We start from the raw sequence: 24,476 nt of genomic DNA, 5'->3' as shown, positions 1-24,476 counted from the left end.
TCCTGCGCCATCATTGAAGAAGGAAGCATCATGCCGATCACACCACAAGAAGCCCTGCTGCGCTGCATCGAACACCGCGAGATCTTTCACGACGAAATGCTGTACCTGTTCCGCCAGATCATGTCCGGCGAAATGTCGCCCACCATGATCGCGGCCCTCACCATGGGCCTGCGCGTGAAAAAGGAAACCATCGGCGAAATCGCCGCCGCCGCGCAAGTGATGCGCGAGTTTTCCACCAAGGTGCCCATGGCCGACACCACCAACCTGCTCGACATCGTCGGCACGGGCGGCGACGGCGCGCACACTTTCAACATTTCCACCGCCTCGATGTTCGTGGCGGCCGCCGCCGGCGCGCGCGTGGCCAAGCATGGCGGGCGCAGCGTGTCGTCCTCGTCCGGCAGCGCCGACGTGCTCGATTCCTTGGGCGTCAACATCAACCTGCAGCCCGAGCAGATCGCCCAGTCGATCGCGCAAACGGGCATCGGCTTCATGTACGCGCCGAATCACCATGCGGCCATGAAGCATGCGGCGCCCGTGCGCAAGGAGCTGGGCGTGCGCACGATTTTCAATATCCTCGGGCCGCTGACCAACCCGGCCGGCGCGCCGAACATCTTGATGGGCGTGTTCCACGCCGACCTGGTTGGCATCCAGGTGCGCGTGCTGCAGCGCCTGGGCGCGCAGCACGCGATCGTCGTGTATGGCCGCGACAATATGGATGAAGTGTCTCTCGGCGCGGCCACCATGGTCGGTGAACTGGTCAACGGCGAAATCCGCGAATATGAAATCCATCCGGAAGACTTCGGCATGTCGATGATCGCCAGCCGCAACCTGAAGGTGGCCGATTCCATCGAATCGAAAGCGAAGATGATGGAAGCACTGCGCGGCGAGCCCGGTGCCGCTGCCGACATCGTCGCCCTGAACGCGGGCACGGCGCTGTATGCGGCCGGCGTGGCCAGCTCGATCGAAGACGGCCTGGCGCGTGCGCGCACCGCCGTCAGCTCGGGTGCGGCCTTGGCGAAACTCGACCAATTCGTGCAGGTCACGCAGCAGCTGGGCACCCCGGCGCAAGCGTAAGCCCTCCGCCCTCCTTTATAGAATAGCGACCATCATGTCCGACATACTCGATAAAATCCTGGCCGTGAAGGCCGATGAAGTGGCCAAGGCCAAAGCCCGCCGCAGCCTGGCCAGCCTGCGTAGCGACGTGGAAAGCGACAGCGAATTGCGCGCCGGGCTGCGCGGCTTTGAAGCAAGCCTGCGCCAGCACATCGCCGCCGGCAAGCCCGGCATCATCGCCGAAGTGAAAAAGGCATCGCCGTCGAAAGGCGTGATACGCGCCGACTTCCGCCCTGCCGACATCGCCGCCAGCTATGCCCAGCACGGCGCGGCCTGCCTGTCCGTGCTGACGGACGAGCAGTTCTTCCAGGGCTCCGTGGAGTATCTGCAGCAGGCGCGCGCCGCCTGCGCCATTCCCGTGCTGCGCAAGGATTTCATGGTCGACATGTACCAGATCTATGAAGCGCGCGCCATGGGCGCCGACTGCATCCTCCTGATCGTCGCGGCGCTCGACCATGGCCTGATGGCGGAGATGGAAGCGTGCGCCCACGAACTGGGCATGGGCGTGCTGATCGAAAGCCACGACGGCGAAGAACTGACGGCGGCCCTCAAGCTCAAGAGCGCGCTGATCGGCATCAACAACCGCAACCTGCGCACGTTCGACACGTCGCTGGAAACGACACTCGGCCTGCTGCCGCGCATCCCGCAAGACAAATTGATCATCACGGAATCGGGCATCCACAGCACGGCCGACGTGCAACGCATGCGCGATGCGCACATCCACAGTTTCCTCGTGGGCGAAGCGTTCATGCGCGCGCCAGACCCCGGCGTGGAGCTGGAACGCCTGTTCAGTTAAACCATGGTAGGCTGGCAGCCATGAGACACGCGATCACCGTTCTTGCCGCCGCCAGCCTGCTGGCAGCCTGCCAAAGTACGCCGCCGCCAGCGGCGAACCTGCCCACGTCCACGCCCCCTCGCACGCCGGCGGCGATACAGCTGGCCGCCAGCATCGACGCCTACAAATCGCTGGTGGCGCAGCAGATCATGGCGGCCAACGCTGAATACACGTTCAGCGGGCGCCTGCCGCCCATGCTGCAGGCCATCGTCGTGCTCGACCTGAGCGTGGGCCCTGACGGCGAACTGAAAAGCGTGCACGTGCACCGTTCGCGCAACAGCGAAGCATCGGCCGCCGCGCTGGCCGCCGTGCGGCGCGTGCAAACCGCGTTTCCACCGGCCGGGCACCTGATGCGCCGCCACGCCCGGACCTTCGATTTTTCCGAAACCTTCCTGTTCAACGACCAGTACCGCTTCCAGCTGCGGACATTGTCCGGCCCTCAGTAACCGCGCAAGCATCGAGTTCGATGCGGTCGCGTCCCCGCTCCTTGGCCAGGTACAGGGCCGCATCGGCGCGCGACAGCAGCTGTTCCAGCCCTTCCACCACCGATGCCTGGCAAGCGACGCCGATGCTGACCGTACACGGTGGCAGCCCTGCATGACTGGGCTCGTGCAGCAAGGCGCGGATGCGTTCGGCCACGCCCAGCGCGTTATGCGCCGGCATGTCCGGCATCAGCACGACGAACTCCTCGCCGCCGAAACGCGCCACGCAATCCGATTCGCGCAAGGCGCTGCCGATGACGGCGGCCACGTGCGCCAGCACCTGGTCGCCCACCGCGTGACCGTAGCGGTCATTGATCAATTTGAAGTAATCGAGGTCGATGCTGAGCAGTGTCAGCGGCAAACGGCGGCGCCGCAGATTGCCTGTCTCGCGCGCATAGGCGTCGCCAAAGCCGCGCCGGTTCAGCACCTGCGTCAGCGGATCGTGGGTCGAGCGGCGTTCCAGTATCTGCTGCAGGCGGCGCGTGGCCACCGTCATGAAGCCCACTGTCAGCAGCAGCGCCATGAAATTGGCGACCGCCAGATAGATGCCGGCCGGCGTGCCGGCCACCATCAGGTTCACGCTGGCGCCGCCATGCAGCAAGGCCGACACGCCGCGCGCCAGTACCACGACAGCTTGCATCAGCATCAGCGCGCCAAAGAAAAAACTGGAAAAGTGGCGCTCGCCATGGCGCCACACCAGCTGCACCTGGCGCGCATAAAACAGGAAGACCAGCAGGGAAAAGACCGCCACGCGCACCGAGAAATCGGGGCGCGCCAGCAGCCACCAGCTATTGCCGGCGATGGCCAGGGCAAGTATCAGCAGATAGGCGCGGCGGCTGGGCGCCAGGCCGAAGAATTTCTCCGTGCCCAGCATCGACAGGCCGATGCCGGCCACCAGCGCCGCATTGGCAGCGATCATGGACAATGCCGGCGGCAGCACCTCGCGGGTGCCGAACAGCAGGGACGCGCACACCAGCAACAGCAGACCGGCCGCCCAATGCCCGAGACCCTGCACCTCGCGCCGGAAGCTGCGATACACCGAAAACATGACGATGCTCATCGCCCCGCACATCAGGGTCGTCATCAGCATGATGGTTCGGGGATCGAGGGTTTGCACGTTGGGCGCGATCTAAAAGAAGCAGTTCGGCAATTTTAGTTTAGTTAAAGAAAAATTAGTTCATTTGCAGTAAATATGATGGCAAGAGGCCAAGGCGGCCGGCGGATACGCTGCATTGAGAAATTGCAGCCTGAAATAGAAAACCGGCCAGTGACGGCCGGTTCCCTGTCTTACCGCATGACGAACAGCTTATACGGCGCTAGGACGCTTCGGTCCCGTGGCTTTCTTTGGCGCCGGCAGCAGGGCCAGGCTGACGCCCGGCACGCGGTCGCCCTGCAGCACGGCCGCGAACGTCATCAGCTCGTCGCGGCGGAAGGCGTGAACCGCCACCGTGGCGCCGACGGCGTAGCGGCCCAGCAAGGTGTCCAGGTTGGTGCCCGTCACGCGCAAGCCATCAACGGCCACCAGCACGTCGCCCGCCGACAGGCCGGCTGCGTGGGCGGCGCCGCCCTGGTGCACCTGCGCCAGTTTGGCGTCGTTGCCGTCGCGGCCCAGGTTGACATCGAGGCTGGCTTTTTCCGCCTTGCGCGCGTCGCTGTATTTCACGCCGAATGGCGCCAGCAGGCGCGCCAGCGGCACGTCGTCCGTGCCGCGGATGTAGCGCTCGAAGAACGGTTTCATGCGCGTGCCGGAAACTTCATCGAACAGGGCTTCGACTTCGGCCGGCGTCACGCCGCGCGCTTTACCCTTGTAGAAATCGCGGCCATAGCGCTGCCACAGCGCCTGCATCACGTCGTCCAGCGATTTCTCGCCATTTGTCTTGCTGCGGATCGTCAGGTCGAAGGCCAGCGCGATCAGCGAACCCTTGGTGTAGTAGCTGACGATGGCGTTCGGCGCGTTTTCATCCTGGCGGTAGTACTTGCCCCAGGCGTCGAAGCTGGAATCGGCCACGCTTTGCTTGGTGCGGCCGCTGCCGCGCAAGACGCTGTTGACGGTTTTCCCGAGCAGCTTGAAATAGGCCGCTTCATCGATGAGGCCCGCGCGCACCAGCATCAGGTCATCGTAATAGCTGGTGAAGCCTTCGAACAGCCACAACAGCGGCGAGTAGCTTTCCGCCTGCAGGTTGTACGGCGCAAAGGCGGCCGGCTTGATACGCTTGACGTTCCAGGTGTGGAAGTACTCGTGGCTGCACAGGCCCAGGAATTTCAGGTAGCCATCGCCGATCTCGGTGCTGTTCGACGCCGTCGTCGGCAGGTCGGCGCGCGCGCAGATCAGCGCCGTCGAGGCGCGGTGTTCGAGGCCGCCGTAACCGTCGCCGACAGCCATGGTCATGAACACATAGCGGTCCATCGGCGCTTTTTTGGTTTTCGGCTCGAAGAAGGCGATCTGCGTTTCGCAGATAGCTTTCAGGTCGCGGCATAAACGGTCCAGGTCCAGGTTCGGCACCTTGCCCGTGACGACGATATCGTGCGGCACGCCATGCGCGGTGAAGGTGGCCAGCGCGAAGTCGCCCATTTCCACCGGGTGGTCGATCAGCTCATCGTAGTTGGCGGCCTGGTAGCTGCCGAAGCCATAGCGCTTCGCCTTGAGTTCCGGCAGGGTGGTGGCCACTTTCCAGGTCTTGCAGGCCGCATCCTTCGGCTGCACGATGTGCACTTCATGGGCATCGGATTCCTGGCCCAGCACGCGCAGGAACACGCTGGTGCCGTTGAAAAAGCCGTGATTCTGGTCCAGGTGGGCGGCGCGCACGGACAGATCCCATGCATACACGTCGTATTCGACCGTCAGCGGGCCCTTGCACGGCGCGGCTTGCCACGAGTGCTTGTCCAGTTTGGTCAGCCCCACGGCCTTGCCTTCGGACTCGGCGCGGATGCTGACGATATTGCGCGAAAATTCGCGGATCATGTAGCTGCCCGGGATCCAGGCCGGCAGGGACAGGACCTGGCCGATGGCGGCCGGCGACTTGACCGTCAACGTCACCCTGAACATGTGGCCTGCCAGGTCCGCTGCGGCGATGCTGTAGATGATGCCGGCGGCCGGTGCGGCTTTCGCCTTGGTTTTCGCAACGGCTTTGCTTGTGGCTTTGCCGGAGGCTTTTGCGGTGATTTTTTTAATCGGTGCTTTCTTCATGTTTTCCTCGTGTCTGGCATGGATATTCTACAATCGCCCGGGCGCGCCATGCACCGGCGACAAATCGTCAGGTGTATCAATATCGCGCAAGATGCCGCCGTCGTCCACTGTCACTTCGCACACGGCATGGCTGTTGACGATGCTGCGCGCGCCCTGGTCGCCATCGAGCGCCAGCAGCAGCGGCAAGTAATAGGCGCCAAACGCGACAGGATTGCCGCGCCGTCCCTCGAACACGGGCACGGCGATGCGCGCGCCATCGCCGATGGCTTGCGACAAGGCGGCGATTGTAGCCGCTTCCACGAAAGGCATGTCGCCCAGGGCGATCAGCCAGCCCGGCGCGCCGCGCACATAATCGATGGCGCAGGTGAGCGAGGCGGCCATGCCCGTGTCGGCATCATGGCAGACGCGCACTTCGCAACCGAGCGCGCCGAGCACGCGCGCCACCTGCGTGTCGTCTGCGCGCACCACGGCCAGCACGCGCGGCAAGGCCGCCAGCATGGCTTTTGCTGCCGCCACCACCACCGGCAAGCCCGCATGCGGGCCTTCGGCCAACGGCTGCAATAATTTGTTCTGTACGCCGGAAGGGTCGAACCTGCGCCCCCTTCCGGCTGCCAGCAAGATGCCGACCGTACTCAAAAAACCGCTGCCGTCATGCGGCCGCCAGGTCGAACGGCAGCTTGCGCAGGCGTTTGCCCGTCAAGGCGAACAGCGCATTGGCAAAGGCAGGCGCCAATGGCGGCACGCCCGGCTCACCCATGCCCGTCGGCGCGTCGCCCGATGGCACCAGGTGCACCTCGATCACGGGCATGTCTTGCATGCGCGGCACCGGGTAGTCGCCGAAGTTCTGCTGCTCCACCACGCCATCCTTGAGCGTGATGGCCGCGCCAGGGATGGTCATGCCCAACGCCATCAGCGCAGCGCCCTGCACTTGCGCCTCGATCGTCAAGGGGTTGACGGCCAGGTTGCAATGCACGCCCGCCCATACCTGGTGCAGCTTGGGCGCGCCTTCGACCACCGACGCCGTCACCACGTAGGCGACGACGGAATTGAACGACTCGTGCATGGCCACGCCCCAGGCCTGCCCCTTCGGCAGCTTCTTCTTGCCATAGCCGGACTTGGCCACGGCCAGATCCAGCGCGGCGATGTGGCGCGTGTGCTTGGCGTCGATCAGCTGCTTGCGGTAGGCGACGGGGTCCATCTTCGCCACGTGCGCCGCCTCGTCGATCAGGGTTTCCATGACGAAGGCCGTATGCGTCGAGCCGACGGAGCGCCACCACAGCACGGGCACGTTCGCCTTGGCCGTGTGCACCGACAGCTTCATCGGCAAGGTGTAAGGCTCGCCCATGCCTTCGACCATGGTGCCGTCGACGCCATTTTTCACCATGAAGGCTTCGAACGGCGTGCCGGCCATGATGGACTGGCCCACGATGGTGTGGTCCCAGGCGAGGATCTTGCCCTTGGCGTCAAGGCCGATCTGCGCGCGGTGCACGTGCGACGGCCGGTAGTAGCCGCCCTTGATGTCGTCCTCGCGGCTCCACATCAGCTTTAACGGACCGCTCTTGCCCGCCGCCCGGTATGCCTTGGCGACGTTGACGGCTTCGACCACATAGTCGGACGAGGGCACGGCGCGCCGGCCGAAGCCGCCGCCCGCCATCATCGTGTGCAAGGTCACCTGCTCCGGTTTCAGGCCGGAAGTGGCCGCAATCGCCGCCTGGTCGCCCGTCTGGAATTGCGAACCGACCCACATCGTGCATTTGTCCGCTTGCAGATCGACGACGCAGTTGAGCGGCTCCATCGGCGCGTGCGCCAGGTAGGGGAATTCGTACACGGCTTCGATCTTTTTCGGCGCCTTGGCCAGCTTGCCCATGTCGGCAGGCCTGGCGATGGTGCCCGGCGTTTTCGCCAGCGCCTTGAAGGCGGCCAGCTGCCTGTCGCTGCTGACCTTTTCCACCGCGCTCGTATCCCATTCGATCGCCAGCGCGTCGCGCCCCTGCTTGGCAGGCCAGTAACCGTCGGCGATGACGGCCACGCCGCTGCCGCCACGGTCCGTCTTCACTTCCAGCACCTCGAGCACGCCCTTGATGGCTTTCGCCTTGCTGGCGTCAAATTTCGCCACCTTGGCGCCAAACACGGGCGGGCGCGCCACCATGGCCACTTTCGCGCCTGGCGGCTTGAAGTCGATGCCGAACTGCTGCTTGCCCGTCGACTTGGCGGACGCGTCCAGGCGTTTCACGGGTTTGCCGATGATGGAAAATTCGCGCGGGTCCTTCAGCTTGACGGTGGTAGGCACGGGTTGGCGCATGGCCGCGTCGGCAAACTCGCCATACGTCGACTTTTGTCCGCCGGGGCCATACAGCACGCCCTTGGCGACGCGTACCTGGTCGGGATTGACTTTCCACTGCGCGGCAGCGGCGCCCACCAGCATGGCGCGCGCCTTCGCGCCGATTTCGCGGTACTGCGTAAACGAGTGGGCGATGCTGCCCGAGCCGCCCGTCATCTGCATGCCGTAAGCGGCATCCTTGTACTGCTCGCCGGCGGGCGCCAGCGCGCCGTGCACCAAGCTCCAGTCGGCGTCGAGTTCCTCGGCGATCAGCATGGGCAAGCTCGTTTGCACGCCCTGGCCAAATTCCAGCCGGTTCACCTGCACCGTCACCGTGTTATCGGGAGCGATGTGCAAAAAGGCGTTCGGCGCATACACGGGCTTGGCGGGTGCGGCATCGGCCGCCTGCGCCAGCTTGCCTGCGCCCGGCAGGAAAAAGCCCAGCATCAAGCCGCCGCCGGCCACAGCGCCGGCTTTCATGAAACCGCGCCGCGACACGCCATCGGCCGCGCCAACCACAGCCACCGGCGCCGATGCCAGCGCCGCGCCCAGGGTCACCCCGCCATGCTGCAATGCTTCCTGATTCAACCATTCGATACGCATGCCGTTCTCCTCAGGCCAGGGTCTTGGCCGCGTCCTTGATGGCCGCGCGGATCCGTTGATAGGTGCCGCAGCGGCAGATATTGCCGCTCATGGCGCCGTCGATGTCGGCATCGCTGGGCGCCTTGTTGGTGCGCAGCAGCGCCGTCGCGCTCATCACCTGGCCGCTTTGACAGTAGCCGCATTGCGGCACGTCGTGGCGTACCCATGCCGCCTGCACGGCCTTGCCCACCTGGTCGTTTTCCATCGCTTCGATGGTGGTGATCTTTTGCGCACCCACCGAGGAAATCGGCGTGATGCACGAGCGGATCGGCTGGCCGTCGAGGTGCACCGTGCAGGCGCCGCACAGGGCCGCGCCGCAGCCGAACTTGGTGCCCGTCATGTTCAGGTTATCGCGCAGCGCCCACAGGATGGGCGTGGAAGGATCGGCGTCGACTTGCGTGTCGCGTCCGTTGATATTCAAGGTAATCATCTGCTGCTTCCCCTTTTTGGATTGTTATGGCGTCTACGAACAACACTTGATGATACGACAGCGGAAAAAAACGAAAAAAAAGCGCGCCTTGCGAGGGCGCGCCGTCCAGCCTTCCTGGCGACAGCCCGGATTACTTAATGGTCGAGAATTTCTGTTCCAGCGTTTTCGCATCGACCGCGCCCGGAATGCGGCTGCCGTCGGCGAAGAAGATGGCTGGCGTGCCCGAGACGCGCAACTGCTGGCCCAGGGCCAGGATTTTTTCATGCGGGTTGGCGCAATTGGCGGCGACCGTGGCTGGCGCCTTGCCGTGCAACATCCAGTCATCCCAGGCCTTGTTGCGGTCCGGCGCGCACCACACATTGCGCGACTTGACGATCGAATCGGGCGACAGGATGTTGTACATGAAGGTGTAGACGGTGACGTTGTCGATTTCCTTCAAAGCGTTCTGGCGGAAGCGCTTGCAATAGCCGCAGTTCGGATCTTCGAACACGGCGATCACGCGCTTGCCATTGCCCTTGACGGTCTTCATGGCCGAATCGAGCGGCAGGTCGGAGAACTTGATGCGGTTGACTTCGTCCAGGCGCACCTTGGTGAGATCCTGCGACGTCTTGGCGTCGAAGACGTGGCCGACGAACAGGTATTGCGCACTCTTGTCCGTGTACAGGATGTCGCCACCCGTGCGCACTTCGTACAGGCCGCCGTACGGCGTTTCCTTGACCGAATCAACCTTGGCGCCTTCGCCCAGGCGCGGCTCGATCAGCTTTTTGATGTTCGCTTCCGTCGGCGTTTCGGCGCCAGCGCACGACATCATCAGGCCCGAGGCCATCAGCAAGGCGATTTTGCTCATGCTTCTGTTCATTGTTATCACTATCACTTCTCCACTTGAAACGCCCGGCGAAACTGGCAGGGGGCCCGGCGCCGTTATCTCTTTAATAAAACGAGCGCCGCAGACCAGCTGCGGCGACCTTGAATTTTCACTGCTGCCATTATCCGGCGATATCTTAAGATACGCTGATATTTACTGATGCCCCAAGGCGTGCGAAATCATTTTCCGCTTCAGCGCAGGTAATTTATCCAGCAAGTTTAATCCCAAATTGCGAACCACGCGCAACGGTTCCAGATCGGCGCCAAATAATCGCGCCAGGCTATCGGTGGCCAGCTGCATCAGCAGCACGTCTTCCTTGCGCGCGCGCGCATAGCGGGCCAGCACGCGTTCGTCGCCGATGCCGCGGTGCGCTTCGCGTTCAGCGATCGTCTTGACCAGCTGCGCCACGTCGGCAAAGCCCAGATTCATGCCGTGGCCGGCCATCGGGTGCACCACGTGGGCAGCGTCGCCCACCAGGGCCACGCGCGGCGCAACCATGGCGTGCGGGCGCATCAGGGTCAGGGGGAACGCGCGCACCAGCTCCGGCTGCAAAGGAGTGAGTTTACCCAGCTTGTCCTGGCAGTATGCGGACAAGCGCGCGGCCAGGGCGTCGGCCGGTTCGGCCATCAAGGTCTCGGCCAGCGCATCGGGCGCCGACCAGACGAGAGAGACGCGCTCGCCCGGCAGCGGCAGCAGCGCGACGATGCCTTCGCTGCCCGTAAACCACTGGTGGGCCGCGCCATGGTGCGGCTTTTCGCAGGCGAAGTTGCTGACCACGCCGCGCTGGCCATACGAGCGATAATCGAGGCCGATGTCGCACTGTCCCCGCACCCACGACTGGGCGCCGTCCGCACCCACCACCAGCGCGCAGGTGATGGTGTCGCCGCCATCGAGGTGCACGATGGCCGAGTCGTTCGTCCATTCCAGACGGCTGGCGCGGCCCTGCAGCACGCTGACGTTCGGCGCGAATTTCAGGGCGGCGTCCAGCGCCTGGCCCAGGTTGCGGTCTTCGATGATCCACGCCAGGCTGCCCACATGGGCGCCGTAGGCGTCGAAACCGAGTCCGCCCGCCTGCGCGCCGTCGCCGTTGACCAGCATGGCGTCGACGGGCGCCACCCTGTCGGCCTCTAAAGCGCCCCACACCTTCAGCGACGACAGCAAGTCGTGCGCCGTGTGATTGAGCGCATACACGCGCACGTCCCAGCTGGCTTCGAGCGGCTTGGCGGCCGAAGGGGACGCGGTCACCGGCGGACTCGCCGGAGATAACAGGGTGACGCTTTGTCCTGCCTGGGCAAACGCCAGCGCCGTGGTTTTCGCGATGGCGCCGTTGCCGACGATGCAAACGTCGCTGTGGCTGTGCATGAAGCGCCGCATGGTAGGGGGAGTGGGACTGTTCATGCGGCCATTATAGCGTTTGCCCCACCTGTTTCAGATAGTCCGGAAGTACAGAACGCGTGCCTCAGATCAAGCGGCGCCATGAAAGACGGGCAACACGTGGTCCGCGATCTCCTGCATCGTCTCGGCCAGCGGGCGGCGGTTCTGCCGCAGTTCCAGGCCGATACTGAAGCCGCCCTGCCCCAGCTTCATCATGGCGCCCATCTCAATCCCACTGCGGCGCCAGGCCGTCCGGGTTGGCCAGGCGCTCGCCCCGCTCCAGGGTCGCCATCTGCGCCATCTCGTCCGGCGACAGGGTGATGCGCTGGAAATGCAGGTTCGCTTCCAGGTTGGCGCGTTTGGTCGACGACGGAATCACGGCAAAGCCCTGCTGCAGCGACCAGCTCAGGGCCACTTGCGCCGGCGTCACGCCGTGCTTTGCGGCGATGGCCGCGATCACGGGGTCGGCCATCACCTTGCCATACGCGAGCGGCATGTAGGCCGTGATGTGGATGCCCTGGCTGCGCGCGAAATCGATGACCTTGCGGTTTTGCAGGAACGGATGGATCTCGACCTGCTGCGTGGCGATTTCCGATGCACCCACCGTATCGATGGCTTGCCGCAGCTGCGCGTTGGTGAAATTCGATACGCCAATGGACTTCGTCAGCCCCTGCGCCTTCGCCTCAGCCAGTGCCGCCATGTAGTCAGCGACGGGAATCGCGTCGTTCGGCGATGGCCAGTGGATCAGGGTCAGGTCCAGTTGTTCCAGCCGCAGCTTGTGCAGGCTGTCCTTCAGGCTGGGAATCAGCTTGTCGCGCTGCAGATTGTCGATCCATATCTTGGTCGTGACGAACAGTTCGTCGCGCGGGACGGCGCTGGCGGCGATCGCCTGGCCCACTTCCGCTTCATTGCCGTAGATTTGCGCCGTATCGATATGGCGGTAGCCGACGTCGAGACCCGCGGTGACGGAATCGATGACGACCTGGCCCTGCAGGCGGAAGGTGCCCAGGCCGATTTCAGGGATGGCGGTGTGATTGGTGGTGGTATTCATGCGGCAGTCCTCTCAAATACATGTCGATGACCACACTATGCGCCCTTCCTTTGTTGATAAAAATACCGTTTATATCAAATCATATTTGATCCACAGGCAAGTAAAATGATGCCCATGCAGGAAATCCGGGAAAAGTCGTCGCCGGCTCTTGCATTCCCGTTTTGGTCTGCTATAATTCGCCACCTTGGCCTGGTAGCTCAGTCGGTAGAGCAGAGGATTGAAAATCCTTGTGTCGGTGGTTCGATTCCGCCCCGGGCCACCAAGAATTAGTTTCACGTTCAAAAACGCCACCTTCGGGTGGCGTTTTTGTTTGTGGCGCCGTCACATTCCCTCCCAGCTCATCATCCGGCACCATTGCACAAGACGCCGGCATTCCTGACACAGGATTTTCCCCACGGGAACATGTTAAGATTAATCAAAGATTAACGCCCGTATCAAGGAACATGACCGTGAAACAATGTTTATTACTGGCTGTTGCCAGTGCCCTTGCCAGTACCGGGATGGCGCAGCCTGCGCAAGTCGCAGCACAGGTGACAACGTCTTCAAGCGCCACGCAGCAGGAACCTCGGCGCGCAATCCCACTCAGGCCATGGGAAAAAAGGCTGGCAGCGTCGACGTTTTCCATGCAGATGCTGGCAAGCGGCCGCATTGATCCCGACTACCCTGGCTTGCCGCTTGGCCTCGCCGTGACCGCCATACAAAAATTCTTGGCCGACAAAAAAGGCGAATTCGAATCGACGGCTGATTATCAGCGTAGAAAGACCGCTGCCCTGGATGAAAAAATCATCGGCAACTCAAGCTTGAATGACTGGTTTGCCTTGGTGACCCCGGTCAAGAATAACGAACAATCCTCAAATGCCATCAGCTACGAATTCAATGCGAATACAGGAAAAGTAAAGCTCTTTGTCTTGCCTTACTCTTTTGAGCTGAATGGCATCGGCGCTCCTGACTACGACCTCAACAAACTGCGATACAAGGGCCTGGATCAATTTCAATTGAGTTCCAAACTGAAATCAAAAGGTCCGTACAAGGGGCCTGGCAGCTATCGCGCAAAATACCCCATCGAAGAAACCGACACGGCAAGGCTGGGCATTGCAGTCAATCGCATCCCGTTCCTGGATTTTCAGCGTGACAATTTTCAATCTAACAAGAAACCTGTAATCCAGTTGACGATGGAAAATGCCGTCGCGGAAAAAGAGCTACCTGCCTTGAAGGCGCTGCTCGTGATGAAAGTGGCGGCGCCTTACCTAGTCTATGATTTCTACCGGTCCGAGTTTACTCCGGACAGAACGGACATGAAAACAATACAAAGCATTTACCTTGCCGGCAATATGGCTGGCATTATTTTTTACTCCGGCATCACCGGCGATATCCTGGGGCGATTACCCGCAGGATTTGGCTTGCCTGTCGCACCGAATTAATGCAAAAAAAGCCAACCCGCAGGTTGGCGTTCTCAAATCACGCAAGGCGGCCGCCTGCGGCCAGCCACATCGCTTTTACCACATCAAATCATCAGGAATCTGGAACGCCGCGTACGGATCATCCTCATCCACTTCGGTGCTGGCCTGCTTGACGCGCACGACGATGGCGGGGTCGCGTTCGGCGATCTTGTCGGCGATGATGCGCGGCACCAGTTCCACGGCGCCGCCCAGGCAGACGATCACCAGACGGCCCGCCACCAGATGGGCTTGCACGGCCGCTGTCACGTAGATGCGCTCGATCTTGTTGTTGAACGTGAAGTTATACGGCACGTCGCCGTTGTTGCCCTTGCTCTGGCGGTTCTTTTGCACCATTTGCGCGATCTGCGCCACGATGGCTTTCTGGTTGGCGGCCGCGTCGCGCTGGGCATTCAGTTCGCGCGCGCGTTCCGCGTTCTTGCGCTGCGTCTCGAGCGCGGCCAGGCGCACTTCGTCGACGCTTTGCGTGCCACTCTTGCGCTCGTCCTTTTTTTGCTTGCTCTTGTCCTGGTTGGCCAGCTTGACCTTCTTCTGGTCGACCAGGCCGGCCTTTAAAAACTGCTCTTGCAACGAGACCATAACTACTCCGTATTGAGGGTGCGCCGGCCAAGGCAGCGGCATCGGCCGGTGGAAAGTCGCTAGCATAGCAAAAAACAGGGGCGCTGCCGCCGCAACATGGCTGCCCGGGCCAGCCAGCGGGCGCCTTGTGCCTGTCAGTAACAAAAAGACACACTCGAGTGGAAATTTTGTTGATAAATGTCATATAGTTAGTTACGTTCTGCATATCGGCATTGCCTGCCGCTTGCATGTCCCCTTCCACCGACTGCGCCTAAAGGATTTACCATGAAACAATTCATCGCCCTCTGCATCGCCGCCGCGTTTGCCAGCACCGCCTTTGCCGCCGCACCGGAAGCGGCGCCCGTCGCCAAGACGGCCCAACAGTCAAAAATGACCACCTGCAATGCGGACGCCGCCGGCAAGAAAGGCGATGAGCGCAAGGCCTTCATGAAAGAGTGCCTGAGCGCCAAGCCGGCGCCGGCCATGACGCAGCAAAACAAGATGAAAGCGTGCAATGTCGACGCCAAGGACATGAAAGGCGACGCCCGCAAAGCCTTCATGAAGGAATGCCTGAGCGCGCCGAAGAAATAAGCGCCTCGCCTGCCTGCCCCCGCAACGCCAGTATCATGCTGGCGTTTTTTATGGCGCCGCGTAAGCCTGCATCAGCCGGTCGAGGAAAACAAACAGCTGGCCGTTCATCGCTTGCCAGTCGTGGGAGCGCAAGGTCGCTGGCTGCTGCACGAAGCGGTGCGATTCCAGCGTGGCCAGTTCTGCTTCCGACGCGGCGATCAGCAGCTCGACCACCTCCGGCGTGAACTCCATGTGGCACTGGAAGCCGTACACCAGATTGCCGTACTCGACGATCTGACGCGGGCAGCCTTCGCTATAGGCGATGATCTTCGCGTTGCCGGTCAGGCCCGGCATGTCGCTGGCCAATGCCCCGTTTCCAGGACGTCGCCGAGGTGGGCGAACTTGTCGTTCGCCTTTCCGTCTGCCGTCAGCGTGATGGGGAACTTGCCGATTTCCTTTTCAGGGTTGTGCGCATGGGGCGCTCCCAAGGCCGCGCCGATCAGTTGCGCACCCAGGCAAACGCCGACCACCGCCTTGCCCGCCGCGGCACAGGCGGCTATCAGGGCCTGTTCGGCCGCGGCGTCGAAATGCGGACACTCCTCGCGCGTCGTCGACGGCGACTGCGGCCCGCCCATGACGACCAGCAGGTCGATGTCCGCGATGGAAACGGGCAGCGGCTCATGGGCATAAACGCGGGAATACGTGGCCTCGTGGCCGCGCTCGCGCACCCAGGTTTCATAGGCGCCCAGCGCCTCGAATGCTTCATGCACGACGAAATGGACTTTCATGATCTTCCCCTTCTGTAGCGAGTAACTGAAACTATGACCGGCCCAGCACCTGGGCCAGCACCGCGGCGAACGCCTGCGCGCCCGCGTCATCGATGGTCGACACGGTGATCCGCAATCCGTGCGCCGGCGCCTGCACGCCGAAGGCTTCGCCGCCGCGCACCAGCCAGCCATGCCGGGCCAGCGCCAGCACGGCCGCCTGGCTGTTACTTGGCAGCGGCAGCCACAGGTTCAGGCCATCGGCGGGACTGGCGCAGACCAGGCCTTGCGCCGCCAGCGCCGCCGCCACCATGTCGCGTCGGCGCGCATAGTCGGCGCGGGCCAGGACCACCTGCGCGGACACGTCGGACGACGACAGGCAGGCGCTCACGGCATCCTGCAAAAGATGGCTGACCCAGTTCGTGCCGGGCGCCAGTCGCAAGCGCAAACGCTGTGCCGTCTGCCCGTCGCTGGCGACAACGGCCAGGCGCAGGTCGGGGCCGAAGATCTTCGATACCGATCGGATCAGCGCCCAGCGCCGGGCAGCAGGGGGAATCACGTCCTGGTAGCCGGCCGTGGACAGCAGCGAGAAATGGTCGTCGACGATGACCAGCACGTGCGGATAGGCGGCCAGCACGGCGCGCAGCTGATCCGCACGCGCCGCGCTCAGGCTGCAGCCGGTGGGATTGTGCGCGCGCGGCGTCACGATCACGGCTTGCGCGCCTTGCGCCAGCGCCCGTTCCAGCGCCCCGGGCTGCATCCCCTCGGCATCGACGGCCACGCCAACGGCGTGCAACCCGGCGATGCGCAAGGTGTTGATGCTGCTGACGAAGCACGGGTCTTCCACGGCTACCTTGTCGCCTGCGGCCAGGTACGCCCCCAGGAGGCGCTCGACCGCATCGACCGCCCCATTCGTCACGGTGATGTCGTGGCCTTCGGGGCAATCGCCGGCCAGCCAGCGACGCGCCAGCACTTCCAGTTCCGGATCGACGGTGGCTTCGCCATACAGGCGCGGACGGTATGGCTTGCGCGCCAAGGCCGCGCCGACGTCAGGCAGCCAGGCCAGGTTCGGATTGCCGCCGCCCAGGTCGGCCAGCGGCGAGCCGGGCAGCAAGCCTTCCTGCTCGCCGGGATCGCGCTGCGCGCGGATGGCCGTGCCCAAACGCCCTTGCGTGACCGCGATCCCGGCCGTCACCAGGCGCTGGTAAGCCAGCGACACGGTATTGCGGTTGACGCCCAGGGTCGCGGCCAGCTCGCGCACGGTCGGCAGCTCCTGGCCCGGCAGCAACTCGCCCGCCTGCGTCAGCGCGCGGATGCTGTCGAACAGTTCCGCGGCGGTTTTCCCGGCAATCTTCACGATAGTCTCAGACATGATATATTTTGGCATAGGACAATAATACACCACTCCCGCGACTCCTGCCGCTAAAGACTGACACAAGGCCGACACATGCACAAAGACACTCCCCTGCTCACTCCCACCATGCACGAGCGGCATGGGCGCTGGCCGCAAGCCGTGTCGGTGAATGACTTCCGCCGCAATCTGGCGGCAGTGCATGCGCGCATGGCCGCCGCCTGCCAGCGGGTCGGGCGCGATCCGGACGGCGTACGCCTGCTGCCCGTCAGCAAGACCAAGCCCGAGGCGAGCCTGCGCCTGGCCTACGCCGCCGGTTGCCGCATGCTGGGTGAAAACAAGCCGCAGGAGGCGGGCCGCAAATGGGGAGCGATGGCGGACCTGGCCGACCTGCAATGGTCGGTGATCGGCCATTTGCAGACCAACAAGGCCAAGCTGGTGGCGCGCTTTGCCAGCGAATTCCAGGCGCTCGACAGCCTGCGCGTGGCCGAGGCGCTGGAACGTCGCCTGCAAGCGGAAGGGCGCGGGCTCGATGTGTTCGTGCAAGTAAACACCTCGGGAGAAGCCAGCAAGTACGGCTTGCCGCCGGACGAAGTGGCCGCTTTCCTGCGCCAGCTGTCCGCCTTCCCGGCGCTGCGCGTGCGCGGGCTCATGACCCTGGCGCTATTGTCGGCGGAAGCCGTGCGCGTGCGCCGCTGCTTCGTGCTGCTGCGCGAATTGCGCGACCGGCTGCGCCAGGGCGCCCCCGATGGCGTCAGCCTCGACGAGCTGTCGATGGGCATGTCCGGTGATTATGAAATCGCCATTGAAGAAGGCGCCACCGTCGTGCGCGTCGGCCAGGCCATCTTCGGCGCGCGCGACACGCCGGATAGCCACTACTGGCCCACGGCGCAAACGGACTAGGCGGGCCAATACGCCTTGTGGTCGCGCCGTCAATCATGCCGAATGATCAAGATGACATGCTGAAAGATACCGCGTAATATTTTTACCATACTGCTCAGCTCGGCAGCAGAGCTCCCTGAGGAAAGGACGGCAGCGTGGCCGCGTCAAACGATCTCGCGCACTGGCGCGGACAGATTTTTACGCGCCTGCTGCAGGCGGTACTGCTGCTGGGCATCGCCACTGCCATCCCCAGCGCCCTGCTGGCTGCGCGCGAAGCTATCTGGTCCATAGTAGCCCTCGACTTGCTGGCCATCGGCTGGATCGGCCTCATCTGGCATCTGCGCGCCATGCCCTACCGCTGGCGCGTGTGGCAATTCCTCATCGTCGCCTATCTGGTGGGCGTGGGCCTGCTGATGAAAATCGGCCCCGTCAGCCAGATCTACATGATGCTCATGCCCGTGCTGGCGGCCCTGCTGCTGGGCATGCGGCCAGCCTTGTCGACCCTGGCGCTGACGTCGCTGACCATCTTTCTGCTCGGCCTGCATCCCGACGTGGAACTGCAATTGCGCGGCGTACCCGATTCGCCCGTGCTGCGCGCGCTGATCGTGGCCCTGAACTTCCTGTTCATCGCCGCCGTACTGACCCTGTCCTGCGCCTTCCTGCTGCGCCACCTGGAACGCAGCAGCCAGGCCCTGTCGCAGCTGAACGCCGACCTGCGCTTGACGGCCACGGCGCTGGCCCGCCTGAACGACATGGTGATGATCGCCGAAGTGGCCGATACCGCGTTAGGCGCGGGTACGGTGCCCGCCACGCGCATCATCTTCGTCAACGACGCCTTCGAGCGCAGCAGCGGCTATGCGCGCGCCGAAGTGCTGGGCCGCAGCCTGCTGTTCCAGCAAGGCCCCGCCACCGATGCGGACGAACTGGCGCGCGTCGCCGCCGCCATGGCCCGCGCCCAGCCAGCCAGGGCGGAATTACTGAATTACAACAAGGCCGGCAAGGCGTACTGGGTCGAGGCGGAACTGGTGCCATTTACGGATGCGGATGGCAAGCAGACGCACTGGGTGGCCGTCGAGCGCGAAATCGACGAGCGCAAGAAATCGGAAGCGGACATCCACCGCCTGGCCTTCTACGATGTGCTGACGGGCCTGCCCAACCGGCGCCTGCTGATGGACCGCATCGGCCACTTGCTGGCCGCCGCGCCGCGCAACCAGTCCATCAGCGCGCTGATGTTCATCGACCTCGACCACTTCAAGCACATCAACGACGCGCGCGGCCACGCCACCGGCGACGCGCTGCTGCGCCTGGCGGGCGAACGGCTGGCGCAGCTGATGCGCAAGGCCGACACAGTGGCGCGCATCGGCGGCGATGAATTCGTCGTGCTGCTGGCGCACCTGGCCGATGACCTGGACAGCGCCGCGCGCGCCGCGGCCCAGGTAGCCGAGAAAATCCGTGCCGCCATCGCGCGCGACTTCGAGATCGGCGCGCAGTCCTATCATTGCAGCGCCAGCATCGGCGTGACCCTGCTGCCGAAAATGGAGCAGCAGGCGCACGACCTGCTGCGCGAAGCGGACATCGCCATGTACCGCGCCAAGGCCGAAGGGCGCAACGGCATCGCCTTCTTTGAAGCGGCCATGCAGGCGGGCGTGGAGCGCCGGCTGACCCTGGAACGGGCGCTGGCGCGCGCCCTCGATGACCATGTGTTATGCATGCACGTGCAGCCGCAGGTCGACCGTCACGGCCGGGTCACGGGCGCCGAATTGCTGATGCGCTGGCCGCAGGCGGACGGCACGTACATCGCGCCGGATATCTTCATTCCCATCGCCGAGGAATCGGGGCTGATCGTCAAGCTGGGCCACTGGGCGCTGCGCGAAGCATGCCGCGCCGCCAGGGTGCTGGCGCAGGCGGGATCGCCCGTCGCCCTGTCCGTGAACGTCAGCCCGGCCCAGTTTCGCCAGCCCGATTTCGCTTCCCGCGTGCAGGCGGCGCTTGCCGAACACGGCACGCCGGCCGGCGCCCTGATCCTGGAATTGACGGAGGGTTTGCTGATCGACCAGCGCGACGCCTCGTTGGCGCGCATGCGCGAACTGGCGGACCTGGGCATCCGCTTTTCCATCGACGATTTCGGCACCGGCTATTCCAGCCTCGCCTACCTGACCTCGATGCCGCTGTATGAACTCAAAATCGACAAGCGCTTCATCGACGACACGCCGCACGATGCGCGCGACACGGCCATCGTGCAAGCGATCCTGGCCATGGCGCGCCATCTGGGCTTGCGCGTCGTGGCCGAAGGCGTGGAAACGCAGGAGCAGGCAGACTTCCTCATCGCCCACGATTGCGACGGCTTGCAGGGCTTCCTGTATGCGCGGCCGATGCCGCTCGCCGACTTTCTCGCCTGGCTGGCCCGGCACCAGGCTTAGCTTTCCGACATTTCCTGCACGCAACTCCTCCGCTAGAATACCGGCCTCATAGCCTGTACCTTCATCATCCCCTTTGATTAAAGTGATCCCCGATGCGTCTGGTTCTTCCCCTGCTGCCGCTCCTGCTGCTCTCTTTGCTGCCCGCCGCGCATGCGGCCCCTTCCTCCACCGCCACCGCGCCCACGCCGATCACCTTGGACCAGGCCATGGCCGATCCCGACTGGATTGGCACACCCGTCGAAGCGGCATGGTGGGGCTGGAATGGCCAGCTCTACTACAAGCAAAAACGCCTCGGCTCGCCCCTGCGCGACACCTATCAATTACCAGGCGCGAACGCCAAGCTCAATAGCGGCAAGAAGGTCGACGATGCGCAGCTGGCCAACCTCGATGGCCAGCAGATGGTCGTCAACCGGGCCGGCACGCGCGCCATCCTGCTGCGCAACGGCGACTTGTTCGAGCGCGACCTGAAAAACGGCGCCCTGACGCAAATCACGCGCGGTGTGACGGCCATCAGCGACCCGCAATATTCCAGCGACGGCGGCGCCGTGCAATACCGCAGCGGCACCGACTGGTTCAGCTGGAACCGTCTTGATCGCCTGAGCGCCCCCGTGGCCCTGCTGCGCGCGGCCAAGGACCCGGACGCCAAGCCGGAAGCGGACGCCCTGCGTGAACTGCAGCTGCGCCTGATCGTCAACCTGGCGCGCCAGAAGGAAGACCGCGACGCGAACCGCGAACGCCGCCACGAAGAGCGCCGCCTGGACGCCACGCGCGCGCCGGAACCGATCTACCTGGGCGAGAAAGTGACGATTTCCGGCAGCGCCCTGTCGCCGGACGGCCGCTGGCTGCTGTTCGTCACGCAGGATAAAGCTGCCGAAAAAGGCAAGCTGGGCAAACTGGCCCGCTATGTCACGGAAACGGGCTATCCGGAAGCGGACGACGAACGCACGCGCGTGGGCCGCAACATGCCGATCGCGCAAAGCCTGAAACTGGCGGACCTGCGCACGGGCCAGGTGCGCGAGATCGCCTTTGACAGCCTGCCCGGTATCGCCACCGACCCGCTGGCAGCCTTGCGCGCGGAACAGAAGCTGCCGCCGTTGAAAGGCAACCGTGCCGTACGCATCGACGCCCAGCGCGACGGCATCGCCTGGACCGATGACGGCAGCAAGGCCGCCGTGCGCATCCGCGCCATCGACAACAAAGACGGCTGGCTCGCCAACGTCGACCTGGCCAACGGCGCCCTCGTGCCCGTGCACCGCATCAGCGATACGGCCTGGGTCAACCGCCGCGCCGAGGAATTCGGCTGGCTGCCAGACAACGCCACCTTGTGGTATCTGTCCGAGGAAAGCGGCTACGCCCACCTGTACACGAAACAGGGCGCGGCTCCGGCGCGCGCACTGACCAGCGGCCAGTGGGAAGTGAGCGCCGTCGAGTGGAGCCGCGACGGCAAGAATGCCTATTTCATGTGCAACCGGCAAGCGCCAGGCACGTATGAAGTGTGCGCCAGCACGGCCAACGATGGCGGGGCGCGCGAAGTCACGAATCTGAAAGGCGTGGAAAACTTCGGCCTGTCGCCCGACAACGGCAAGCTGCTGCTGCGCTATTCCACCAGCTATATGCCGGCCCAGCTGGCGACGGTTCCCGTTGCCGGCGGCAAGGCGACTATCCTCACCGATACGCGCAGCGACGCCTTCAAGGCGCGCAGCTGGGTCATGCCGGAACTGGTGCAAGTGCCGTCCACGCACGGCGCGGCACCGATCTGGGCCAAGCTGTACCGGCCAAAGCAGCTGGAAGCGGGCAAGCGTTACCCTATCGTCATGTTCGCGCACGGCGCCGGCTACCTGCAGAACGTGACCGAACGCTATCCCGTGTATTTCCGCGAACAGATGTTCCACAACCTGCTGGTCGAGCAAGGCTACATCGTGCTCGACGTCGACTACCGCGCCTCGCTCGGTTACGGCAGCGCCTGGCGCACGGCCATCTACCGCCAGATGGGCCACCCGGAACTGGAAGATTTTGTCGATGGCGCCAACTGGCTGGCGCAGCAGCACCAGGGCGACATCCGGAACGTGGGCATCTATGGCGGCAGCTATGGCGGCTTCATGAGCCTGATGGCCCTGATGCGCGCGCCGGACATCTTCAAATCGGGCGCCGCCCTGCGCCCCGTGACGGACTGGACGACCTACAACCACGAGTACACGGCGAATATCCTGAACACGCCGGACATCGATCCGCAAGCGTATAAAATCTCGTCGCCGATCGAATACGCGGACAAGCTGACGGGCAACCTGCTGATCGCCCACGGCATGATCGACGACAACGTGTTTTACCAGGATTCCGTGCGCCTGTCGCAGCGCCTGATCGAGCTGAAAAAGGATAACTGGGAAATGGCCAGCTACCCGATGGAGCGCCACGGTTTCGTCCAGCCGGAAGCGTGGTATGACGAGTACCGCCGGATTTATCAATTATTCCAGCGCACGCTGAAGTAACTGGTGTCGGGGTCAGACCCGCCGGGTCTGACCCCAGGCAAGCACTCAGTCAAACGGCACCGGCCGTGGCGTCGTATCCGACGATGGCGACAAGATCGGCAGCACGATGTGCGGCTGCTTGCCCGTCAGGGTTTTCAGGAAAGCCACCAGTTTGGCGTTTTCATCGGGCGTAAACGTGCGGCCCAGCTGCAAGCGGCCCATCACGTCGACGGCCTGCGTCAGGGTCGCCGCTTCGCCATCGTGGAAGTACGGATAGGTCAGCTCCACGTTGCGCAGGGTCGGCACCTTGAAATTGAAGCGGTCCGCATCCTTGCCCGTCACGGCCGAGCGCCCTTCAGCCGTCATCGCCGTCTTGTACGGTTCCACCACGCCCATCTTCTGGAAAGTATTGCCGCCCACGGCAGGGCCGTTATGGCAGGCGATGCAGCCGCTCGACTTGAACAGCTGGTAGCCGGCCAGTTCGTCTTTCGTCAACGCGCTTTTCTTGCCCGACAGCCATTGGTCGAAGCGGGAACCGGGCGTCACCAGCACCTCTTCAAAGGCGGCGATGGCGCGCGTGACTTGCTCGATGGACAGCTTGTCCTGGCCAAACACTTGTCTGAACTCCGCGCGATAAGCGGGAATCGAGGCCAGCACGTCGATGGCCAGCTCGTGCGTAAAAGCCATCTCGCCCGGATTGGCGATGGGGCCGCCCGCCTGCTCCTGCAAATCCTTGGCGCGGCCATCCCAGAATTGCGCCACGTTCATGCTGGCATTGAGCACGGTGGGCGAATTGATGGGTCCGCGCTGCCAGTTGTGGCCGATCGAGGTCTTGATATTGTCCGTGCCGCCCATGCTCAGGTTATGGCAGCTGTTGCAGGAAATAAATCCCGAGCGCGACAGGCGCGGGTCGAAAAACAGTTTCTTGCCCAGCTCGACTATGGCTGGATTGGCCACCTTGGCGGCAGTAATCGGCTGGATCGGCTCCTTGCTGGCGGCGTGCAACGCGCCACTGAGAGCGAGGCTGGCGATGAAGAGGAAGGGGGACATGGTGCGGCGCATAGTCTAACTCCTGGAAACATTCCCGAATCGGCTGCGCGCACCGGCGCGGGAATGCAGCGCGCCGGCCCGGTCGCCACCCGTACATCGCTAATTGGATGTTGATTTATATTAACTTTGACGGGTTGGCAATGGAAATGACCGGGATCAAGGTTCTGGCCAAGTGCGAATCGCGCTTGCCATTTACGCAAGCGTGGCACATGATGAAGGCATGCAAACGTCAACCTACTCCTCCCTGCTGCGCGCCACGTGCGCCAGCTTCCTGCTGCTGGCCGCCAGTGCCTGCGGCAGTGCCCCCACGCAAGATGATGCGCCGCCCGCCCCCGGCAATGCCGGCTTGCTGGCGCAAATCCAGGCGGAAGTGGGCACCGCTGCCTGCGATTCCACCCAGCAATGTCAGACCATCGCCATCGGCGCCAAGGCTTGCGGCGGCCCCGAGCGCTACCTGGCCTGGTCCAGCAAAAACAATGACGGCAAGAAGCTCAAGGCCCTGGCCCTGGCGCAAGCCGAGGCCAGCCGCAAGCAGCAGCAAGCGGACGGCATGATGTCGACCTGCTCCATCGTCACGGACCCGGGCGCCACCTGCGAAGCGGGACGCTGCGTGCTGCAAAAGAGCGCCATGGGCGGCAACGCCGCCATGTAATCGAATGT

Annotated in this window: 23 protein-coding genes and 1 tRNA gene; 10 read left to right on the top strand and 14 right to left on the bottom strand. The window is 63.7% G+C overall.

What is annotated here, in order from left to right:
- The first annotated feature begins 30 nt into the window (after positions 1 to 30).
- The 3 genes from trpD to AC54AG_RS22965 are packed head-to-tail and all read left to right on the top strand — an operon-like array spanning position 31 to position 2,394.
- Positions 31 to 1,074 carry an anthranilate phosphoribosyltransferase gene (gene trpD / locus AC54AG_RS22975; RefSeq protein WP_070305530.1) on the top strand — a complete coding sequence of 348 codons (1,044 nt, stop codon included), beginning with the start codon at positions 31 to 33 and terminating at the stop codon, positions 1,072 to 1,074.
- Positions 1,075 to 1,108: 34 nt separating this feature from the next.
- The gene (gene trpC / locus AC54AG_RS22970) at positions 1,109 to 1,909 is read left to right on the top strand and encodes an indole-3-glycerol phosphate synthase TrpC (RefSeq protein WP_070305528.1); all 801 of its coding nucleotides are present in this window, start codon (positions 1,109 to 1,111) and stop codon (positions 1,907 to 1,909) included.
- A gap of 20 nt (positions 1,910 to 1,929) precedes the next feature.
- The gene (locus AC54AG_RS22965) at positions 1,930 to 2,394 is read left to right on the top strand and encodes a hypothetical protein (protein WP_496631669.1); all 465 of its coding nucleotides are present in this window, start codon (positions 1,930 to 1,932) and stop codon (positions 2,392 to 2,394) included.
- Here AC54AG_RS22965 and AC54AG_RS22960 read toward each other — a convergent pair.
- The 9 genes from AC54AG_RS22960 to dkgB form a co-directional block, all read right to left on the bottom strand.
- The gene (locus AC54AG_RS22960) at positions 2,345 to 3,547 is read right to left on the bottom strand and encodes a GGDEF domain-containing protein (RefSeq protein WP_496631668.1); all 1,203 of its coding nucleotides are present in this window, start codon (positions 3,545 to 3,547) and stop codon (positions 2,345 to 2,347) included. The genes AC54AG_RS22965 and AC54AG_RS22960 overlap by 50 nt on opposite strands.
- 189 nt (positions 3,548 to 3,736) lie before the next feature.
- Positions 3,737 to 5,617 (bottom strand): M61 family metallopeptidase, encoded by a 1,881-nt coding sequence (locus AC54AG_RS22955; RefSeq protein WP_496631667.1) that lies wholly within the window; start codon positions 5,615 to 5,617, stop codon positions 3,737 to 3,739.
- 27 nt (positions 5,618 to 5,644) lie between these two features.
- Positions 5,645 to 6,253, bottom strand: coding sequence for a nucleotidyltransferase family protein (locus tag AC54AG_RS22950; RefSeq protein WP_496631666.1), 609 nt, complete (start codon positions 6,251 to 6,253; stop codon positions 5,645 to 5,647).
- A gap of 13 nt (positions 6,254 to 6,266) precedes the next feature.
- A complete protein-coding gene (locus tag AC54AG_RS22945) occupies positions 6,267 to 8,540 on the bottom strand; it encodes a xanthine dehydrogenase family protein molybdopterin-binding subunit (RefSeq protein WP_496631665.1) in 2,274 nt (757 codons plus the stop codon).
- A 10-nt stretch (positions 8,541 to 8,550) separates the two neighbouring features.
- A complete protein-coding gene (locus tag AC54AG_RS22940; RefSeq protein WP_034753534.1) occupies positions 8,551 to 9,009 on the bottom strand; it encodes a (2Fe-2S)-binding protein in 459 nt (152 codons plus the stop codon).
- 130 nt (positions 9,010 to 9,139) lie between these two features.
- Positions 9,140 to 9,856, bottom strand: a complete 717-nt coding sequence (locus AC54AG_RS22935; protein WP_496631664.1) for a DsbC family protein — start codon at positions 9,854 to 9,856, stop codon at positions 9,140 to 9,142.
- Positions 9,857 to 10,027: 171 nt separating this feature from the next.
- Positions 10,028 to 11,272, bottom strand: a complete 1,245-nt coding sequence (locus AC54AG_RS22930; protein WP_496631663.1) for a UbiH/UbiF family hydroxylase — start codon at positions 11,270 to 11,272, stop codon at positions 10,028 to 10,030.
- A 66-nt stretch (positions 11,273 to 11,338) separates the two neighbouring features.
- Complete coding sequence (locus AC54AG_RS22925; RefSeq protein WP_456129365.1) at positions 11,339 to 11,473, bottom strand: hypothetical protein; 135 nt, start codon at positions 11,471 to 11,473, stop codon at positions 11,339 to 11,341.
- A gap of 1 nt (position 11,474) precedes the next feature.
- Positions 11,475 to 12,299 carry a 2,5-didehydrogluconate reductase DkgB gene (gene dkgB, locus AC54AG_RS22920; protein WP_496631662.1) on the bottom strand — a complete coding sequence of 275 codons (825 nt, stop codon included), beginning with the start codon at positions 12,297 to 12,299 and terminating at the stop codon, positions 11,475 to 11,477.
- 186 nt (positions 12,300 to 12,485) lie between these two features.
- Here dkgB and AC54AG_RS22915 point away from each other — a divergent pair.
- Positions 12,486 to 12,561 (top strand) — tRNA-Phe (locus AC54AG_RS22915).
- Positions 12,562 to 12,742: 181 nt separating this feature from the next.
- Positions 12,743 to 13,720 (top strand): hypothetical protein, encoded by a 978-nt coding sequence (locus tag AC54AG_RS22910; RefSeq protein ID WP_496631661.1) that lies wholly within the window; start codon positions 12,743 to 12,745, stop codon positions 13,718 to 13,720.
- A gap of 75 nt (positions 13,721 to 13,795) precedes the next feature.
- Here AC54AG_RS22910 and AC54AG_RS22905 read toward each other — a convergent pair whose 3' ends face one another.
- Entirely contained in the window at positions 13,796 to 14,335 is a 540-nt protein-coding gene (locus AC54AG_RS22905; RefSeq protein ID WP_496631660.1) for a DUF2058 domain-containing protein, read from the bottom strand.
- A gap of 264 nt (positions 14,336 to 14,599) precedes the next feature.
- On the opposite strand from AC54AG_RS22905, the gene AC54AG_RS22900 reads away from it, so the two are divergent.
- Complete coding sequence (locus AC54AG_RS22900) at positions 14,600 to 14,905, top strand: PsiF family protein (protein ID WP_034753527.1); 306 nt, start codon at positions 14,600 to 14,602, stop codon at positions 14,903 to 14,905.
- A 48-nt stretch (positions 14,906 to 14,953) separates the two neighbouring features.
- On the opposite strand, the gene AC54AG_RS22895 is transcribed toward AC54AG_RS22900, so the two are convergent.
- From AC54AG_RS22895 to ptsJ, 3 genes are read right to left on the bottom strand one after another with little or no spacing between them, the layout of a single operon-like run.
- A complete protein-coding gene (locus tag AC54AG_RS22895; protein ID WP_496631659.1) occupies positions 14,954 to 15,238 on the bottom strand; it encodes a hypothetical protein in 285 nt (94 codons plus the stop codon).
- Positions 15,226 to 15,672 carry a glutamine amidotransferase-related protein gene (locus AC54AG_RS22890; RefSeq protein WP_496631658.1) on the bottom strand — a complete coding sequence of 149 codons (447 nt, stop codon included), beginning with the start codon at positions 15,670 to 15,672 and terminating at the stop codon, positions 15,226 to 15,228. The genes AC54AG_RS22895 and AC54AG_RS22890 overlap by 13 nt, the downstream gene beginning before the upstream one ends.
- Positions 15,673 to 15,703: 31 nt before the next feature.
- A complete protein-coding gene (gene ptsJ / locus AC54AG_RS22885) occupies positions 15,704 to 17,005 on the bottom strand; it encodes a MocR-like B6 salvage transcription factor PtsJ (RefSeq protein WP_496631678.1) in 1,302 nt (433 codons plus the stop codon).
- Between the two features lie 90 nt (positions 17,006 to 17,095).
- Between ptsJ and AC54AG_RS22880 the strand changes: the two genes are divergently transcribed.
- From AC54AG_RS22880 to AC54AG_RS22870, 3 genes are all read left to right on the top strand, one after another.
- The gene (locus tag AC54AG_RS22880) at positions 17,096 to 17,902 is read left to right on the top strand and encodes a YggS family pyridoxal phosphate-dependent enzyme (protein WP_496631657.1); all 807 of its coding nucleotides are present in this window, start codon (positions 17,096 to 17,098) and stop codon (positions 17,900 to 17,902) included.
- A gap of 134 nt (positions 17,903 to 18,036) precedes the next feature.
- Positions 18,037 to 20,301: a putative bifunctional diguanylate cyclase/phosphodiesterase gene (locus tag AC54AG_RS22875; RefSeq protein ID WP_338680697.1), complete on the top strand. Its 2,265-nt coding sequence runs from the start codon at positions 18,037 to 18,039 to the stop codon at positions 20,299 to 20,301.
- A gap of 92 nt (positions 20,302 to 20,393) precedes the next feature.
- Positions 20,394 to 22,787 carry a S9 family peptidase gene (locus tag AC54AG_RS22870; protein WP_496631656.1) on the top strand — a complete coding sequence of 798 codons (2,394 nt, stop codon included), beginning with the start codon at positions 20,394 to 20,396 and terminating at the stop codon, positions 22,785 to 22,787.
- 45 nt (positions 22,788 to 22,832) lie between these two features.
- Here the strand turns inward: AC54AG_RS22870 and AC54AG_RS22865 are convergent, their stop codons facing one another.
- Positions 22,833 to 23,816, bottom strand: a complete 984-nt coding sequence (locus AC54AG_RS22865; RefSeq protein WP_496631677.1) for a cytochrome-c peroxidase — start codon at positions 23,814 to 23,816, stop codon at positions 22,833 to 22,835.
- A 220-nt stretch (positions 23,817 to 24,036) separates the two neighbouring features.
- Here AC54AG_RS22865 and AC54AG_RS22860 point away from each other — a divergent pair, with 220 nt between their 5' ends.
- Complete coding sequence (locus tag AC54AG_RS22860) at positions 24,037 to 24,468, top strand: hypothetical protein (RefSeq protein ID WP_496631655.1); 432 nt, start codon at positions 24,037 to 24,039, stop codon at positions 24,466 to 24,468.
- Positions 24,469 to 24,476: the final 8 nt, after the last annotated feature.

It is taken from the genome of Janthinobacterium sp. BCJ23 (assembly GCF_059617945.1).
The sequence above is the reverse complement of the archived record's forward strand: the minus strand, read 5'-3'. Positions and strand labels throughout refer to the sequence as shown.